This is a genomic window from Clostridioides sp. ZZV15-6383, from assembly GCF_020657735.1.
GTDB lineage: Bacteria > Bacillota > Clostridia > Peptostreptococcales > Peptostreptococcaceae > Clostridioides > Clostridioides difficile_D.
Window position 1 is genome coordinate 89732 of sequence record NZ_JAGWCV010000002.1, and the last position, 16838, is coordinate 106569.

A 16838-nucleotide genomic window follows, 5' to 3' on the forward strand; every position below is an offset into this window, starting at 1 on the left:
TCTGTAAATTTTAGATTTTTTGTACGTAATGTAATTCTATGTATCCATTTTTAGATTTGAGTACAAACAGTGAAATAAATATAATAGTTTTATGTTTCAAAATTTTACTTAAAATATTTATTAAAGACAATGAAAATGTGCATAACATAATAGTTAGAAATGAGTGTGTTATATAGTTGATATATGAAGGATTAGCGTTATTTAATTTTAGTATTTAAGAATACTTTGTTAAGAGTAGATAAAACTAAAAGGGTTTTCTAGAAAATAAAATCCATCTAATTATATTTACTTACCAAGACCATTACTTGATGTAAGCAGTTTTCTACTACATTCTCTCCATACTCTAGTATAAAATCATCCAATTGTGTATCTATAAAATTGCAATAATCATACGAACTACCAATATAAGCAGTTAGTATATGTGTACATCTATCCATTTTATCTTTAAACATATATCACTTATCCCCCTAAAAAACTTACATAAAAAACAAAAAGAAAACATCTTTTTGGCAACTGGCTAACATAACTTATAAGAATCTTATAAGCCTTAGTCCCTATAGCTTTGCGTCACTAAATTTCTCTAGTTTTGCCTATTTAGTTTTATTCTACGCTTATATAATACAATAGAATGAATTATTATTCAACATGCTTGTTTAAATATTAAATAAATTTAGGGGCATGGACTTTATCTTACGTCCCAAATATATATATTCAAATTATATGTAATTGATAGGAATTAAAACTTATTTAAACGAAGAAACAGCTGATTTAGAACCAGCTGTCTGTGAATGTAGCCTTGAATTGTATCACTTAATTATATGGATATAATTCGTAATAAGTCAGTAATAAATCAACCATTTTACCATAACTCTGAGTACCTTCAACAATACCATTAGCTTTTAAATAAGAATCGTTAAACTCATTAGAAATTTTATCAATTTTACCTTCATATTTTTTCCAAAATTCACTTTCGTTTTTTAAATCTCTACGAACAGAATCTGAAATACCAGCAGAAATTTCAACGTAGGCATCATAATCAACCTTGCTTAATGCAGAAGCTGTATAGTTTAAAGCTAAAATATAGCCAGAATAGTTAAAATCAATATCAGCATGTTTTATAGAAGTAATATACGCTATAAAATTAGCCTCATCTTCACTGGCAAATCCTCTCTGATGTGCCATTTCATGTTCAACTGTACAAGGAATATATAAGTCAGGTATTGCAATATTTACATTTGCCTCACCCGTAAAGGGAAAATATATGCCAGTTATTCCTGTATAACACATAAGATTTGATGAAATAACGTACTTAGCTTTAGAATAACTGCCACTAACACTAGGTAATATGTCCAAAATATTATCATATCCTAGTTGAGCTCTATTTATGATACTTTTATAATCTGTATTAGATTTTACAACTCCGTCTTTGTCTTGTAATGTGTGTCTTCTAGCTTCATTTGCCTTAGCTACAAGAAATTTATATAATTTAGTAAGCTCTTTAACACTATGTTGCTTTGATTTGATAGAAGTACTGTTTTCCAAATTATATTTATTTATAAGTGTGGTTTCAAGTGGAATCCTGTTATAGTTTATTCCCCAAAGTACTACAAAAAGAAAGTATACTATTGATACAATGGATAATATATTTAAAATGGAATTCTTTAAAAATGCCTTTAAATTTTTTTTCTTATTAAAAACTGTAAATACAGTAGAACATAAAAATAAAAAGACAGAGATAACGATTATGTATATTGTAATTTCATATAGAGAAAATGGAAAAATTCCTGAAATTTTACTAAGTACTTGTACAATTACTTTATTTATAACTTGAGAGTAATATTTTTCAACAATATTTGGAATTTTGCTTGCTATAAAATTTAAAAGCAAAGCAATTGGAAAAAGAATTAAAGAAAAATATTTTGTCTTTTTGCTCATATTTCACCTCACAGATATTAGTTTGTATAAATCTATTATATATTAATTGAAGATAGATTGTAAAATAAGTATAGATATATGTATTTATAACTTTATACTAAATAAATGATAAGTTATAATATATTAATATGAATAAACAGTTTATATACAACTAATAATAAGAAAGATATTAATTATGTAAGGAGTAGATAAAAATATGGTAATAAAACTTACTAAAGATGATTTTAATTTTAGATTTAAACAATATGAAGGCATGTTTTTTCATGCTGAAGTAAATGAAGGAGATGAGTCAATTAGATACAAAATAACTAAGGATAAAGATGGTACAGAGTTAAAAGAATTTGGAAGTACACATATAAAAGATAATATGATATATGTACCTCAAATAGAAGCATACATAGATTTAAACAGTATAAAATAAAACTTGTAAAGTTTTAAGTAAAAATAAAGATTGTGTTTAAGGGGGAAGCGATATGAGTAGCCTATAGATATAATAATAAGACCTATAAGAAGAGAAGATGCACAAGCTGTTAATGAAATTAGAAGAGTATACAGTGTTATGAGAAATACTTTGGCATTAATGAGTGACAGAGTGGATAAAACTGAGGCTATGTTAGATTCCTTGGGAGAAAATGATTATATGTTTGTGGCTGAAACTAATAATAATGGAGAAAAAGATATAATAGGTTTTGCTGGGTTACATGTAAATTCTTCTCCAAGATTGAGACATAGTGCAGAAATAGGAATAACTGTTGCTGAGAATTATCATGGAAGAGGAGTTGGGAAAAAACTTATAAAACAACTTCTAGACATAGCAGACAATTGGATTATGTTAGCTAGAGTCGGATTAGAAGTAATTGTAGACAATGAAAAGGGATTAAATTTATACAAAAAGTTAGGTTTTGAAATAGAGGGTATTAAAAAATATGCTGTAATCAGAGATGGCAAATTTGAAGATGTTTATATTATGGGGAGATATAATAAAAATTTAATTTAAAACAGTAATAGAGAAGTAGAATAGAGTGTCTTTAATAAATAGTTTTCATTAAAGATACTCTATTCTACTTCTCTATGATATTAAAAAACTTATTTTTAAATGTTTACAAAAACATTCTATATACAAATAAAATTATCAGCAATATCAAAGCTATTTTAAAAGCTAGGCTGGCAACAGTTTTGATAATTTTTACAGAAATACCTATAGCAACTATAGCAAATACTATTTTAAAGAGTAAATCTATATCCATATTTAAGCCTCCTATTCTATAATACATATAGATATTATTGACAAATATCTAGGAAAAAATTCCATCAATATACTACAATAAAATGTTTATATTTGTAATTTATTGAATATGTTATTATATAATACATAAAATAATAAATCAAGACAACAATAAAATACTTATAAAAGGTATAGATATAACTGAAAATAGTGTTGTAAAAAACACACATTGTGAAGCAAGTGTTATATTAGAATCATACTGATTAGCCATTATAGCAGTATTTGCAGCAGCAGGCATAGAAGAAATTACTACTGGTATAGCTAAAATCATCTTATCATTCACCCATCCTTTTAGAATAAAATATACAATAACAGGAAGTACCAATAATCTTATAAAGGTAACTACATATAATTTTTTGTTGACAAAACAATCGAGAGCTGAAGAGTTAGCAAGTAAACTTCCAATGATAATCATTGATATTGGTGTAGTTATGTTTCCTAACATCTTAAGTGGCTCATTTATAAATTGAGGTAATCTAAGTCCTGTAACAAATAAAAAAAGTCCAATAATAATAGCTATTGTAGCAGGGCTTATAAGTGATTTTATTGAAAAACCATTATCTGTACTACCTTTAGATAAAAGGTAAATCCCTAAAGTAAAAGAAAATAAGTTAAAAGGTAAATTGAATATTGCAGTATAGAATATCGCTTCATGCCCCAGAACTGCTTCAATTACGGGATATCCCATAAAAGCAACATTTGAAAAAACAACTATATACTGATATATCCCCAAATCTTTTTTATTATTACACTTTAAAATGTATTTTAATAAAAATGCAATTATAATTGAAACTATATACATAATCAAAGATGTAAATAATAACAATAGTATTTTTTGTATCATTTTATTATCAAAGTTAATTTGCATGGAACTAATTATCATTGATGGCAAAAAAACTGTCATTGTTAAAGTTGAAAGTTTAGATGTGCAGTGGTCATCTAATAAGTTGAATTTTCTGATAAAAAATCCGACTAAAATAATTACAAATAAAACTGCAACTTGAATAAAAATATTGCTGAAATTCATAAAATGTCCTCCCCCCTATATATACATTATATACCAATTGAATAATAAAATCTAATGATTATAAAATTTAAAATTTAATGTTACAATATAGTGACAAAAGGTAAAAATTCAATATTATAGCATTAATTATAGATTATAATGTATAATAATGTTTGAGAGAATATATTTTATAAAATGGGTAGGTAGTGAATAATGAAAAATACAAAATTTTCTATAAAAAAAATAAAAAATATATCTAATGACCCGAAAGTCATACATACTAAGGGAGCTATTCTTGAAAAGATGGGTAAGACAGAAAGTGCAATAGAATTATATAAGAGTGCGGCATTAGATAATTATGTAAAATCCCAATATACTTTGGGAAATATATATGAAAGTAAAAAACAATTTAAAGAAGCAGAAAAGTGGTATTCAATGGCATATAAAAGTGGAAGTGAGGATGCTGCTTTTGATTTAGGTAATATGTATTATAGATTAGATGGTTATGAGTATGCTATATATTGGTATGAAAAGATAGCAAATTTAGGGTATTTACAAGCACAAAACAATTTAGGTGTATGCCATTTTAAAATGAAAGATTTTATAAGATGTGAAAAATGGTTAAAAGCAGCAGCTGACAATAATTTAGGGAAAGCTTGTTTTAATTTAGGAGTATTATATACTTTTTTGGAGAAAGATGATGAAGCATATGAGTATTATAAAAAAGGTTCTGTGCTTTTAGATGATGATGCAAAATATAATTTAGCAATATTAAATGGAAAAAAGAAAGATAATAAATCAACAGTAAGTTTATATAAACAATTGTACAAGTCAGGTCATACGAAAGGTTGCTTTAACTTAGGTATGATTATGGAAATAAATGATAATTTAGAAGAAGCAGAAAAGTATTATAAAAAGAGTGCCGATAGAGATGATGTGAAGTCTGAGTATAGGCTTGCATACGTATATGATAGAAAAGAAGAATTAGGAGATGCAATCTATTATTATGAGAAAGCAATAGAAAAAAATCATACACTTTCTAAGTATAGACTTGCTAATTTATATAATAGGGAAAATGAGATAGAAAAAGCAAAAACTTATTATAAAATGGCTGCAGAAGATGATATAACAGAGGCAAAAAACAATCTAGCAGGCATATATTTTGAAGAAAAAGATTATGAAAATGCTATTAAATATTATGAAGATGCCATAGCTGTTGGATGTAAAAGTTCTCTTGAAAATCTTGGGGACTTATATTATCAGAATCAAGATATAGAAAAAGCAATTTCGTATTATTCAAGAATTCCAAATAATGTATCTTGTCAAATTAAATTAGGAAATATTTATGAAGATTTAAATAATATCGAGGAAGCTATAAGTTGGTATAAGAAAGCATCTGAAAATGGAGATACTAGGTCTAGTTATAGACTGGGGTGTATATATGAGAATTTAGGAAATACAAAAAATGCTAGAAAGTATTTTGAAATGGCAAGTAGCAAAAGTCATATGAATGCTCGTATACATCTAGGTAGAATTTATTTTAGAGAAGGAAAATTGGAAGAGTCTAAAATGATGTTTGATACACCTGCTAATGAGAATAATGTGTATGCTCAACACATGGTAGGATTAATTTATGACATGTTCTATAAAGATTATGTAAATTCTAAATTTTGGTATGAAAAGGCTAGAGCACAAGGTTGTGTTGAATCTATATATAATTTAGGACAAATTTATTTAAAATTAAATGATGATGCAGAAGCCGAGAAATATTATAAGGAAGGTATTAAATATGGAAGTAAGAAGTGTGAGTATATGCTTGCAGGTCTTTATTACAAAAAGAGTCTAGACATGTATACTTCTTTAGCCAATGAAGAATACGATAATTGTGAAGAGATAGTAGAAGGATTTCCTAATTTAAATATAGACTTCGATGAAGTATTAATTCCTCCATTTAAATTGCAAGAAGAGGTAGTAGATGAAGAAGAGTATGTACCAATTTATATACTAAATATAAAAGAAAGTTTAGATTCAATGTTAGAAGGACTTGAAACTGAAATGATTATAGATGAAGAACATGATAATTAAAAAAGCATTATAAGATTATATAGATTTAAATATAAAAAAGCCATTAGAATAAATGAAAATCAATTAATTCTAATGGCTTTTTTATTAATATTTTATAATAGCTTGTTTCTTGACATGAAAAATGTAATCACTATACATATTATAGAAGTAATAAGAAGTATTATCCAAAATCCATTTGGGTTATTGGAAAATGGCATGTTAACAACGTTCATACCAAAGAATCCTGATATTATTGTAGGTATTGAGAAAATTAGTGTAACTACTGTCAAAATTTGCATAACATTATTTTGATTATTACTTATAATTGCGCTGAAAGCATCCATAATTCTACTCAATATATCTCCATATATTTTGGCCATATCAAGAGCCTGTCTATTTTCGACTATAACATCTTCTAATAGGTCTTCATCATCTGGATATTTCTTTATACCAGCAGTTCTAACCATTTTGTTTAAAACAAGTTCATTAGATTTTAGTGAAGTAGAGAAGTATACCAAAGACTTTTCTAATTCCAATAATTGAACTAATTCTTTGTTTTTCATTGATTTGTAAATTTCTCGCTCTATTATGATTGTCATTTTATTTATTTTTCTTAAGTAATGCAAGTAATAAGCTGCATTTTTGTGAAGAATTTGAAGTAAAAAGCGAGTCTTTTTAAATGTAAAAAAATCTTTAATATGACCAACTATAAAGTCATTTAAAATTTTAGTTTGTGCATTGCAAACTGTTACAATAGCTTCTTTAGTTAGTATAATACCCAAAGGTATTGTAGTATAATGAGAAGAATTAGAGTCACTTTCGTCTACTGGTATATCTATAAGTATAAGAGTATGATTGTCTTCAACATCTATTCTTGAGCGCTCTTCTTCATCTAGTGCAGATTCTATGCTTTCTACATCTATATTTAATAAATTAGAAATTTCGTTGATTTCACTATGATTAGGTTCAACAAGATTTATCCAACAGCCATCTTCAAAAAAACTAAGTTTCTCTAATTTTGAATCTATAGTTTTGTAGTATCTTATCATGGCAACACATCCTTTATTCAGTTTTATATAAATCTCATCATTTAATAGTATCTATTAATTAACTAATTTATATAACTGAATATATGTATTAGTTTTGATTTTAGATATTATTAAGTGATGAAAATGTAAAAAATTCTCTCCGCAACGGACTAGTATCCATTGCCCATCACTCTCCTTGTTTATTATTTTATATACCTATTTACGAAATGCATATTTTAAGCACTCTTTAATATAATACCTTTTCCAAGTATATAAATCAAGTTTTGATTTGATTGAATAATATTTTTGCCATAATTTACATGCAAAACATAGCAGTTATATTTAATTTAAATAAAGAATATATATATTCTGAGTGAAAATATTAAATATATTAAAAAAATAAATGTGTATCTATATATTTACTTGTTTACAATAATATATTTAATAAAAGGAATTTTATTTTCGAAAATAAATTTTATTTATAATTTATAACGAGAATAAAAGTCTTATAAATATAAGAGAATGAGAGGTTAATCAGAGATATGAGTGAATTTAAAGAAATTATGGCAGAAGAGATTAAAAACAATCCATTTGGATTGATAGGTAAAGATTGGACACTTATAACAGCAGAAAATGAAGGAAAAGTAAATACAATGACTGCTAGCTGGGGTGGTCTTGGGGTTATGTGGGGAAAAGATGTTGTTTTTGTAGTAATAAGACCACAACGTTATACTAAGGAATTTATAGATAATACAGATAAATTTTCTCTCACTTTTTTTGATGAAGATTTCCGTAAAGAGCTTTCATACTGTGGGAAAGTATCTGGTAGAGAAGAAGATAAGATATCACAGATTGGATTTAATATAGAGCACTTAAATAATACACCTTACTTTAAAGAAGCTAATATGGCAATTATATGCAAAAAAATGTATAGCCAGAAACTGGAACCTCAATGCTTTATTGCTGAGGGTATAGATGGAAGATGGTATCCACAAAAAGATTACCACACTTTATATATAGCTGAAATAACTAATGTACTTGTAAAAGAAGATTAGATATAAGACCAATATTACATTTTATTGAATAAAACATCTATAAAAAGAGATTAACACAAAAAAGCTAAGGAAGTAAATATGTTAATAAGGATTAATCAATAACATATTTAAATTCCTTAGCTTGATAAAATTTTAGTTTATATTTCTTTAAATTATAATTCAGAAATTAATTCATTGATAACATCTTCAACAGTGCTTAATTTATCAATCTTATAGGCGTCATTTCCACAAAATAAAAGTGAATTTTCAACATCACCTTTAACTGCATTGATTAGAGCTTGAGAAATACAGTAAGGTGTCTTTTTTGGATTGCAAGGAATCAAACAATTATAGCATTTCTTTATTTCTGGACGATTTATCTTAACTTCTTCTATAAATTTGTTTCTTATAGCACGTCCAGGAAGACCTACAGGGCTTTTAACTATATGGACATCTTCTTCACTGGCATTTATGTATGCCATTTTAAAGTTCTCATGTGCATCACATTCATAAGTAGCAACAAATCTTGTACCAACTTGTACACCACTTGCTCCCATGTCTATATACTTCTTAACATCACTACTAGAAGTTATACCACCAGCAGCAACAACTGGAATGTTTCTGCCAAATTTTTCTCCATAAGTATTTGCAACTTTTAAAATTTCAACAAATTCCTTATCATAGTCTATAGAATCTATGTTATCAAGTTCCTCATTAGAGTATCCAAGGTGACCACCAGCTTTTGGACCTTCGACAACTATTAAGTCAGCAGTAGTTTTCTCTTTTCTATCCCACATTTTTAAAATTACACTAGCAGCTTTTGCAGTTGAAACTATAGGTGCTATTTTCACATTACTTCCTTTTACCAATGATGGTAACTTGTTAGGCAATCCAGCTCCAGATATTATAAGGTCTACACCAGCCTTAACAGCTTCTTTTACATATGTTTCGTATTCTTTCATAGCTACCATAAAATTAATACCAATAATACCACCATTTGAGATTTCTTTAGCTTTGGAAATATGTTTTTTTATAGCTCTTAAATTTGCATTTATAGTGTTAGTTTCAAAATCTTCCTCGTCATATCCAATTTGAACACCAGAAATCACACCAATACCACCAAGCTTAGCAACTGCACCAGCTAGTGATGATCTAGATATACCAACGCCCATTCCACCTTGAATTATAGGAACTTTTGCAACTAAATCTCTAATTATTAACTCTTTTATGATAATCCCTCCTCAATGTAAACATGTTTAAAGAACTAGATTATAATACTTAATATTATTACCTAGTCCTAATTATTATACTACAAATTATAATAAAAGAGTAGTTATATTTTATTATATGAGACGATAATTATATGATATTTAAAACGGCTCCATTAGAATCACAACATAACTCTTTTATTTCCCAATCAGATTTTAATTTTGATAGATAAGCTTTCATATTATCTATAAAATTATCATCATTTTCTTTTATTAAAGACATTATAGTAGGTCCAGCTCCACTTAAAAATACTCCAATACTATTTAATTGCTCAGATTTTTTAACAATATCACTGTAATTTTCAATTAAAGTTCCTCTATAATCTTGGTGCAATTTATCTTGACAAGCTACTTTAAGAAGGTCAAAGTTTTTGTTCAGTAGAGCAGATACCAGTAAAGCAACTCTGCTGACATTGAATACACCATTAGAATATGGTATTTCCTTTGGTAAAACACCTCTAGCTTTTTCAGTTGATAGTTTAAAATTAGGTATCATTGCACAAAATTTAAGTTCATTAGGAATTTCTATAATATCGTAGTGTATATTTTCATTATCAGTAACAGATACAATCATATTTCCTAAAATAGCAGGAGCAACATTATCTGGATGACCTTCTATTTCTGAAGCTATATTTAGTAATTGACATTTATCTAAATTAGCATCTGATAGAGCATTTGCAGCTATAACACCAGCCACTATACAAGATGCACTACTGCCAAGACCTCTACAAATAGGTATTTCACTTTGAAATTTTATTTTGATACCAGTAGGTATTTTGTCTGGTTTAACTCTATCAAAAAAGTACTTCATAGATGTATAAACTAAATTATTTTCAGTTTTGTAATCATCTTCACAGCCTTCTATTTCAAGACCTCTTTCAATTTCTTCAACATAAAATTTATTGTATATATTTAATGCAATTCCAAGACAATCAAATCCTGGACCTATATTAGCACTTGTTGCAGGAACTATAATCTCTAACATAATAATCACCTATACCTTTAAGAATTTTTTTATAGCTAGTTTTAATTCATCTTTTTCACAAATATCTTTATGTAGTATTTCTGCATTTTTAAGATTTTTAATAGGTTTTGGTATATCTATTTTAGAAATACTTGATAATCTATCAATTATAGCAAAGTCATCAAGGTTTTCAAAATTACAATCTATAGACTTTAGAACATCTTCAGAAAACTTGAATGGACTTGCAGTACTTACAATAACAGTTTTTGTGTTATCACAAGTTTCTTTTTTATATTTTTCATAACAATTGTATGCAACAGCAGTATGAGTATCTATTAAATAATTATAATTTTTAAATACATTATTTATTGTGTTTTTAACTTCTTCTTCATTTGAATATTCTCCATAGAATGAAACTAAATTTTTTTCCATATCCTCATTTATTTTGTAAACGCCCTTATCATTAAGGTCTGATAGTAGTCTGTTTACAATAGCAGTATTTCTATTTGATATTTCAAACAGTAATCGTTCTAAATTACTAGAGATTAATATATCCATAGAAGGAGAAGTTGTTAGTTTCAATGTTCTATTTTTATCATATACACCAGTTTTAAAAAAATCATAAAGAACATTGTTATCATTTGATGCACATATCAATTTGTTTATTGGAAGACCCATTTTTTTAGCATAATATCCAGCTAGAATATTACCAAAATTACCAGTTGGGACAACAAAATTTATTTCATCATTTAACTGTATCTCACCATTATCAACTAATTTCATATATGAATAAAAATAGTATGCAACTTGTGGAAGAAGTCTTCCTATATTAATTGAATTTGCAGAAGATAATATATAATTATTATCCAATAATTTTTGATTAAATTCTTTATCAGAGAAAATTTTCTTTACACCAGATTGTGCATCATCAAAATTTCCTTTTATACCAACTACATATGTATTTTTTCCAGTTTGAGTTTTCATTTGAAGTTTTTGTACTGGACTTACACCATCTTCTGGGAAGAATACAATTATCTTTATTTTATCTATATCTTTAAACCCCTCAAGTGCAGCCTTTCCTGTATCTCCAGATGTAGCAGTAAGAATCACAACATCTTTATCTAAATTATCTTTCTTGATAGATGTTTTAAGAAGATGAGGCATTATAGTAAGTGCCATATCTTTAAACGCTAAAGTTGGTCCATGGTATAATTCTAGAAAATAAGTATCATCTACCTTATTCAATGGAGCTATACTACTGCAATCAAACTTTTCATCATATGCATTTTCTATACAATCTTTAATTTCATCCTCAGTAAAATCACATAAAAATTTACTAAGTACAAAAAATGCTATCTGAGAATACGTTAAATTTACTAAATTTATAAGTTCATTTTTTACATTTGGAAATTTACTTGGGACATAAAGACCACCATCATTTGAAATTCCTTTTATTATTGCTTGTGATGCAGTTACTTTTTCTTCGGTGCTTCTTGTACTTGAATAATACATTTTTATAATCCTCCATATATTTGAAATTTTTAATTAGCTAATTGAGTTAGATACAAAATATTTTAAAAACTGAATTTAGGTAATAAAAAAAGACCCTCATCCCTAGAAAAGGGACGAGAATCTGTTTCCCGCGGTTCCACCCAAATTGATTTAAAAAAATCCACTTGATACTTTAACGCAAGTAATAAAAACGTCTATTCCTACTAAAATCAATAAGATAACTTCAGATAGAAGCTCCTAGGTAGTTTTCAATCTTTCTAGTTAGGGAAACATTTCAGCTAGTAGTTTCCTTCTCTGGTAACCGACTCAGATTTACTCTTCCTAATCAATGCTTTTCAATATTCTTAATATTATTAATTATTCTAGATTATAAAACAGACAAAGTCAAGTATTAATATAAAAATATGGAAAAAATATTTTTTAAATTGTAAAAAAATTGTAATCAAATTGAGTTTTAGAAAAATATTTTTTTAACCTTTTTAATTCTTAAAAATTTGAAATTTCATAATTATGAAGCTGTTTTTAATCAAAGTAATAAGAAGAGAACTGTTACATATCTGTAATATTACAATTTTATACTACACTATATTACAAAAAAAGTTTACAAAACTTTAATTTGAAAAATGTAATTATATGGTATATCATATAAACATAAGCAAATAGTGTTAATATTTAAACTATTAATCATAATTGATTTAACAAAAGTATATAATTAATAATATTTAATTTGAAGAAATTGTTAATGTAAAATTACAGATATGTTCAAATTAAATTCATAAGTATTTCACATAATAATAGTATACTGTAAATAAAAGGAGGTATTAAATATGGGAATAGTACTTATAACAGCAGCATTAGTTTTGGTTATGTATGGACTTTCAGTTCTATCATATATATCAGAGAACAATATATTAGAAGACACTGTAAATGATAACCAATAAGGTTTTAAATTATATAAATAAGTGAGAACTGTAAATAAAAGTTAATTTTTATTTACAGTTTTTTTATATATATGTAAAATAAAATTAACTAATAAAAAATAATGCTTATATTGAAATAAAGGTTTATTAAAATTTTTATAATTATATGTTCACATTTGCCTGATAGACGTTTAAATATTAGGTTTAAGAAAATATTGTGTATTGCATATAGTAAGTTGAAGAATACTTAGTAAAAAATCAAAGTTTGAAGGAGAAGGGTTATGGATAGTAAAGTGATGATGGCAGAAACTGACAGATTGATTTTGAGAAGATATATAGAAAGTGATTTACAGGATTTGTTTGAATACTTGTCAAATCCTGAAGTTCTAGAATTTGAACCATATAAACCTATGACAATTGAAGAGGTTAAAGATAATTTGGAGTGGAGAATTTCAACTGATGAAATGATAGCAGTTGAACTGAAATCTACTAATAAAATGATTGGTAATGTATATCTTGGAAAAAGGGATTTTAATTCATTGGAAATTGGATTTGTTTTTAATAAAAACTATTGGAAAAAGGGATACACGAAGGAAAGTTGTGAAAAATTAATTGAATTATCATTTCAGAGCGGAATCCATAGAATTTATGCTAATTGTGACCTAGATAATCAAAATTCTTGGGGATTGTTGGAAAAAATGGGTATTAACTCTTAAATTAATACTTTTTGTCCACTAATAAAAAATAATGTTTTGTTTATAGTATATATGGATAATAATAGTAAAGTATAAGAATAAAGAGAATAATATATAAGAAATAATAATATAAAGAGAGGTAAACGTTATGGTAGATATCATTGTAATTGGTGCTGGACCAGCAGGTTTAACTTCAGCAATTTATGCTATGAGAGCAGGACTAAGCGTTACAGTATTTGAAAAAAATATTTATGGAGGTCAAGTTGCAAGTACATCTGAGGTAGAAAATTATCCAGCAGTTCAAAAGATTTCTGGGGTAGAATTTTCTAATAATATATATAATCAAGCAGTTGCTCAAGGTGTTGATATTCAGTTTGATGAGGTTGAAGAGATAAATCTAGAGGGAAAAGTAAAAGTTGTAAAGACTTCTTCAGGAGAACATAAAGCAAAGGCTGTTATTCTTGCAAATGGAGTTGAAAGACGTAAATTAGGTTGTGTAGGAGAACAAGAATTTACAGGTAGGGGAGTATCTTATTGTGCCACATGTGATGGAGCATTTTTTAAAGACAAAGAAGTAGCTATAGTAGGTGGTGGTAATACTGCACTAGAAGATGCTTTATTTTTAGCCAATAATTGTACAAAAGTGTATTTAATTCACAGAAGAGATAGTTTTAGAGGTGAAGAAGTATTGGAGAAATCTGTGAAGGCAAGAAAAAATATTGAGATACTTTACAGTCATGCTGTAGAAAAAATAGAAGGAGAAAAGACTGTATCAAAAATCGAAGTAAAAAATTTAAAGACTGAAGAAAAAAGAACTATAGATGTGAGTGGCATTTTTATTGCGATAGGTCTTAAACCTAATAATAAAATGTTTGAAAATGTTCTTGATTTGGATGAAGGTGGATATATAATTTCAGATGAGTCTTGTACAACATCAGTAGAAGGTGTATATGTAGCAGGAGATAGTAGAACTAAGCTTTTACGTCAAATAATAACAGCAGCATCAGATGGAGCTATTGCAGCCGTTCAAGCAGCTAATTATATAAATGTTGAATAAATAATAACTTTTAAATAAAAACAGCCATATAAACTGAAATACATCTTTCAGCATTATATGGCTGTTTTAGTAACTATATATAAATATATGCTTTATTTACCTTGTCTAGATTTGTTATATCTCAATCTATCATGTTCATTTAAAAATCTTTTTCTAAGTCTTATAGAATCAGGTGTAATTTCAACTAATTCATCATCTTCTATAAATTCTAGAGCTTCTTCAAGCGTAAATATTCTAGGAGGAGATAATTTTATAGCATCATCTGAACCAGAAGCACGTACGTTACTCATTTTCTTGTTTTTACAAGGATTAACTACCATATCGTCTTTTCTAGAATTCATACCAATTATCATACCTTCATAAACTTCTACACCAGGGTCTACAAACATTACAGCTCTATCACTTAAAGCATTAAGAGAATATCCCATAGTAACTCCAGGTCCTTGTGCTATTAGAACCCCATTTCCTCTTGAAGGTATTTCTCCTTTGAATTCTTCAAATTTTTCAAATGAACGAACTAAAGTACCTTCTCCACGAGTAGCATTTATAAATTCACTTCTATATCCTAAAAGACCACGAGTAGGTGCCAAGAATTCTATTTTTACATAGTCTCCTTCTATTGACATGGATTCCATCATACCTTTTCTCATGTTCAATTCATTTATAATAGTACCAGAATAAACTTCAGGACAGTTTACAACAACTCTTTCTACTGGCTCCATTAGTTTTCCATCTTCTTTATGCATTAAAACTTCAGGCTTAGAAACACCAACTTCATAACCTTCACGTCTCATATTTTCAAGTAGTATAGATAAATGAAGTTCTCCACGTCCAGAAACTTTGTATCCATCAGTAGTATCAAGAGGCTCAACTTTAAGACCAACATTTACTTCAAGTTCTTTTTCAAGTCTGTCTTTTAAGTGTCTAGTTGTAACGAATTTTCCACTTTTTCCAACAAATGGAGAGTCATTTACTAAGAAGTTCATAGAAAGAGTAGGCTCCTCTATTTTTATCATCTCCATAGGTAGTGGATTATCTAAATTACATATAGTTTCTCCTATAGATATATCAGGAATACCAGCTATAACAACTATTTCTCCACTAGTAGCTTCATCAACTTCAACTTGTTTTAGACCTTCATATACAGAAAGTTTTGATACTTTTCCTTTAGATACAACAGAACCTTCTCTGCATATAGCAACTTGTGTATTGTTTTTAAGAGTACCTTTGTAAATTCTACCTATACCAAGTCTACCTACATAGTCATCATACGCAAGAGCTGATATTTGAAACTGTAGAGGTTCATTATCGTAATTAGGATAAGCTTCAACATGATTTACAATAGTTTTGAATAGAGGAGAAAGGTCTTCGCTATCATCATCCATTTCAAGTTTAGCTATACCTTGTTTAGCAATACCATATATTATAGGGAATTCACATTGTTCATCTGTTGCGTTTAAGTCTACAAATAAATCGAAAACTTCATTAACTACTTCTTCCGCTCTCTGGTCTTTTTTATCAATCTTGTTTATGAATAATATTGGTTTTAAACCGAACTCTAAAGATTTTTGTAATACGAATCTAGTCTGAGGCATTGGGCCTTCACTAGCATCAACTAATAAAATAACTGTGTCAACAGTTTTCATAACACGTTCAACTTCAGATGAAAAGTCGCTGTGTCCTGGAGTATCAACTATATTTATTTTGTAATCTCCATAATTTATTGCACAGTTTTTTGAATATATAGTTATGCCTCTTTCTTTTTCAAGGTCGTTACTGTCCATAACGCAGTCTTTAACTACTTCGTTCTTTCTAAAAACACCACTTTGAGAAAGGAAAGCATCAACCAATGTTGATTTTCCAGCATCAACGTGGGCTATAACTGCGATATTTATAATTTTATGTTTTTGTGACATTTTTGTTGCTCCCTTCGATTAAAATAACTTATTAATTATAGCACAATATATTATTAGGTACAAGGAGGAATATATTAAAATGTATTAATCTAGTTTAAATTGGATAAAAATGTTAGTTTTATATGTAAAATTTATTCTGTTTAAAATTTTTTTT

The 16838-nt window shown here is 27.5% G+C and carries 15 protein-coding genes, 1 riboswitch and 1 other annotated feature; of the genes, 6 read left to right on the plus strand and 9 right to left on the minus strand.

Annotated features, from left to right (window positions below; all coding sequences use genetic code 11):
• Positions 1-275 precede the first annotated feature (275 nt).
• Positions 276-452, minus strand: a complete 177-nt coding sequence (locus tag KGF42_RS01435; RefSeq protein WP_054274082.1) for a hypothetical protein — start codon at positions 450-452, stop codon at positions 276-278.
• A gap of 53 nt (positions 453-505) precedes the next feature.
• A riboswitch (cyclic di-GMP riboswitch) is annotated at positions 506-601 on the minus strand.
• A gap of 209 nt (positions 602-810) precedes the next feature.
• Complete coding sequence (locus KGF42_RS01440) at positions 811-1935, minus strand: DUF3810 domain-containing protein (protein ID WP_227823026.1); 1125 nt, start codon at positions 1933-1935, stop codon at positions 811-813.
• Between the two features lie 196 nt (positions 1936-2131).
• Between KGF42_RS01440 and KGF42_RS01445 the strand changes: the two genes are divergently transcribed.
• On the plus strand, positions 2132-2356 hold the full coding sequence (locus tag KGF42_RS01445) for a hypothetical protein (protein WP_054274080.1): 225 nt from the start codon (positions 2132-2134) through the stop codon (positions 2354-2356).
• A gap of 75 nt (positions 2357-2431) precedes the next feature.
• On the plus strand, positions 2432-2932 hold the full coding sequence (locus KGF42_RS01450) for a GNAT family N-acetyltransferase (RefSeq protein WP_413926981.1): 501 nt from the start codon (positions 2432-2434) through the stop codon (positions 2930-2932).
• Between the two features lie 103 nt (positions 2933-3035).
• On the opposite strand, the gene KGF42_RS01455 is transcribed toward KGF42_RS01450, so the two are convergent.
• Entirely contained in the window at positions 3036-3182 is a 147-nt protein-coding gene (locus KGF42_RS01455; RefSeq protein ID WP_227823025.1) for a hypothetical protein, read from the minus strand.
• A 138-nt stretch (positions 3183-3320) separates the two neighbouring features.
• A complete protein-coding gene (locus tag KGF42_RS01460; protein ID WP_227823024.1) occupies positions 3321-4247 on the minus strand; it encodes an AEC family transporter in 927 nt (308 codons plus the stop codon).
• A 192-nt stretch (positions 4248-4439) separates the two neighbouring features.
• Here KGF42_RS01460 and KGF42_RS01465 point away from each other — a divergent pair, with 192 nt between their 5' ends.
• Positions 4440-6311, plus strand: a complete 1872-nt coding sequence (locus tag KGF42_RS01465; RefSeq protein WP_227823023.1) for a tetratricopeptide repeat protein — start codon at positions 4440-4442, stop codon at positions 6309-6311.
• Positions 6312-6403: 92 nt separating this feature from the next.
• On the opposite strand, the gene KGF42_RS01470 is transcribed toward KGF42_RS01465, so the two are convergent.
• Positions 6404-7339 carry a magnesium transporter CorA family protein gene (locus tag KGF42_RS01470; protein WP_054274076.1) on the minus strand — a complete coding sequence of 312 codons (936 nt, stop codon included), beginning with the start codon at positions 7337-7339 and terminating at the stop codon, positions 6404-6406.
• Between the two features lie 521 nt (positions 7340-7860).
• On the opposite strand from KGF42_RS01470, the gene KGF42_RS01475 reads away from it, so the two are divergent.
• Positions 7861-8373: a flavin reductase family protein gene (locus tag KGF42_RS01475; RefSeq protein ID WP_227823022.1), complete on the plus strand. Its 513-nt coding sequence runs from the start codon at positions 7861-7863 to the stop codon at positions 8371-8373.
• A gap of 152 nt (positions 8374-8525) precedes the next feature.
• Here KGF42_RS01475 and KGF42_RS01480 read toward each other — a convergent pair whose 3' ends face one another.
• From KGF42_RS01480 to thrC, 3 genes are all read right to left on the minus strand, one after another.
• Positions 8526-9584, minus strand: coding sequence for a nitronate monooxygenase family protein (locus KGF42_RS01480; RefSeq protein ID WP_308463840.1), 1059 nt, complete (start codon positions 9582-9584; stop codon positions 8526-8528).
• A 127-nt stretch (positions 9585-9711) separates the two neighbouring features.
• Positions 9712-10605 carry a homoserine kinase gene (gene thrB / locus KGF42_RS01485; RefSeq protein ID WP_227823021.1) on the minus strand — a complete coding sequence of 298 codons (894 nt, stop codon included), beginning with the start codon at positions 10603-10605 and terminating at the stop codon, positions 9712-9714.
• 9 nt (positions 10606-10614) lie between these two features.
• A complete protein-coding gene (gene thrC, locus KGF42_RS01490) occupies positions 10615-12096 on the minus strand; it encodes a threonine synthase (protein ID WP_227825585.1) in 1482 nt (493 codons plus the stop codon).
• 106 nt (positions 12097-12202) lie between these two features.
• Positions 12203-12434: a binding site (T-box leader), on the minus strand.
• An 863-nt stretch (positions 12435-13297) separates the two neighbouring features.
• Here thrC and KGF42_RS01495 point away from each other — a divergent pair.
• Both KGF42_RS01495 and trxB read left to right on the plus strand, forming a co-directional pair.
• Entirely contained in the window at positions 13298-13732 is a 435-nt protein-coding gene (locus tag KGF42_RS01495; RefSeq protein ID WP_227825586.1) for a GNAT family N-acetyltransferase, read from the plus strand.
• A gap of 127 nt (positions 13733-13859) precedes the next feature.
• Entirely contained in the window at positions 13860-14768 is a 909-nt protein-coding gene (gene trxB / locus KGF42_RS01500) for a thioredoxin-disulfide reductase (RefSeq protein WP_227825587.1), read from the plus strand.
• Between the two features lie 92 nt (positions 14769-14860).
• Here trxB and typA read toward each other — a convergent pair whose 3' ends face one another.
• Positions 14861-16684 carry a translational GTPase TypA gene (gene typA / locus KGF42_RS01505; RefSeq protein WP_054274070.1) on the minus strand — a complete coding sequence of 608 codons (1824 nt, stop codon included), beginning with the start codon at positions 16682-16684 and terminating at the stop codon, positions 14861-14863.
• Positions 16685-16838 lie beyond the last annotated feature (154 nt).